Source organism: Paraburkholderia sp. Ac-20347 (assembly GCF_017104805.1).
In the GTDB taxonomy this organism is placed as follows: domain Bacteria; phylum Pseudomonadota; class Gammaproteobacteria; order Burkholderiales; family Burkholderiaceae; genus Paraburkholderia; species Paraburkholderia tropica.
In genome coordinates, this window is sequence record NZ_JAAGPN010000603.1 from 1 (window position 1) to 1,087 (window position 1,087).

General features: G+C 70.4%; 1 protein-coding gene and 1 pseudogene. Both read right to left on the reverse strand.

Annotation, left to right across the window (positions count from 1 at the left end; translation table 11 throughout):
• Positions 1-687, reverse strand: a 687-nt coding sequence (locus G3N97_RS38955; protein WP_241031110.1) for an iron chelate uptake ABC transporter family permease subunit, incomplete at its 3' end; no start/stop codon positions are given.
• Positions 680-1,087: pseudogene (locus tag G3N97_RS38960) on the reverse strand (iron-siderophore ABC transporter substrate-binding protein); the annotation flags it as partial. The pseudogene G3N97_RS38960 and the gene G3N97_RS38955, both read right to left, overlap by 8 nt.

Genomic DNA, 1,087 nt, shown 5'->3' on the forward strand with positions numbered 1-1,087 from the left:
GTCGTCGAGTCCGGCGAGCGTGAGCGGGCGCACCAGCGCGCCGCACAGCGCCGCGCAGACGAGCACGCGCGGCAGCAGCCACAGCGTCGTTTGCCAGTCCTGCTGCGCGAGCGCGCCGCCGCCCCAGATGAACATCGCCGCCAGCGAGCGCTCGTAAATGATCGACAGCGCGAGGCTCAGCGCGCCGCAATACAGGTTGACGATCATGCCGCCGAGCACGAGCGTGATCGGCGCGAATCTGCGCCGCCAGGCCAGCGCGAACACGAACAGCATCGCCAGCGCGCCGCCCGCGAGCGCGATGCCCGAGCGCCACGGCAGCAGCCACGCGGGCGCCCACAGCGTCGCGAGCAGCAACGCGAGATACGCGCCCGCCGAGACACCCACCGTCATCGGCTCGGCCAGCGGATTGCGCAAGACCTGCTGGAACACCACGCCCGCCAGCGCGAGCGCCGCGCCGCACAGCAGCGAGATCGCGAGGCGCGGCAGCCAGCTTTCGTGCACGACCATTTCGCGGATGTCGTCCACGTTCGGCGCGATCAGCGCGCGCATCCAGTCGCTCGCGGGCAGATGCACGGAGAGACCGTGCAACGTCAGCGCGATGGCGATAATCAGCAATCCGAACAATCCGATCAAGGGCGCGCGTGCGTGAGCTGTGCCCGCCGCGCGCGTCATCGGCAGATCATGCATGATGGCCCTCCGGTGCAAGCAGCACATCCGCGAGTTGACGCGCGAAGCGCGCGCCGCTGTAGAGCGCGCCGCCTTGCGAGACCTTCGGCATGCCCGCCACGCGGCCCGCGCGCACGAACGGCAGGCTGTGCCAGAGCACGCCCTGCGCGAGCGTCGCGCGCGCGGCGTCGGGCAGCGGGTCGATATAGACGAGGCGCGCGTGGGCCGCATCGGCGGTGTCGGCGGCATCGGCCAGACGCGTGAAGTCGGTCACCGCATAGCCGCGCGCGTTGGTCGGCCCGGTCCACGCGTTGCGCAGCCCCATGCGCGTCATCACATCGCCGAACAGACTGCCGGTTCCGTACACGAGCAGATGCCGGTCGTCGATAAACTCCACGACGAAAATCGGCGCGGCGCTCTC